The organism is Exiguobacterium sp. s101 (genome assembly GCF_018617835.1).
GTDB classification, from domain to species: Bacteria; Bacillota; Bacilli; order Exiguobacteriales; family Exiguobacteriaceae; genus Exiguobacterium; species Exiguobacterium marinum.
Genome location: NZ_JACSKX010000043.1, coordinates 1 through 301 on the forward strand (window position 1 = coordinate 1; position 301 = coordinate 301).

Annotated in this window: 1 protein-coding gene; it reads right to left on the reverse strand. The window is 60.8% G+C overall.

Annotated features, from left to right (window positions below):
- Positions 1–278 (reverse strand): helix-turn-helix domain-containing protein (locus KNO76_RS13930; protein ID WP_251128031.1); only part of this gene is annotated, 278 nt, incomplete at its 3' end.
- Positions 279–301 lie beyond the last annotated feature (23 nt).

The window sequence follows — 301 nt, forward strand, 5'->3', positions numbered from 1 at the left end:
TTCGCGTTCGCGAGCGCGAGGCTGTCCGCCTCGGCGAGGAACGGGAACAGGGGCTTGTAGGAGGCGGGTGTCGCCGGTTTCCGTCTCGTCCCGCTCCCCTCCTTCGCCTCCTCGCGGATGGCGATGCGGTCCTCGAGCAGCTTGTTGTAGATGAATCGGGCGCAGCCGATCGTCCGGACCAGGAACTCGGCCTGTGCCGGCGTCGGGTGGAGCCTGGATGGTCTACACTGAGTTGGACATAAATGTGGAGGTCGATTAGACTGATACAAATTATCCATATGAGGAGAGTACCAGACATGAC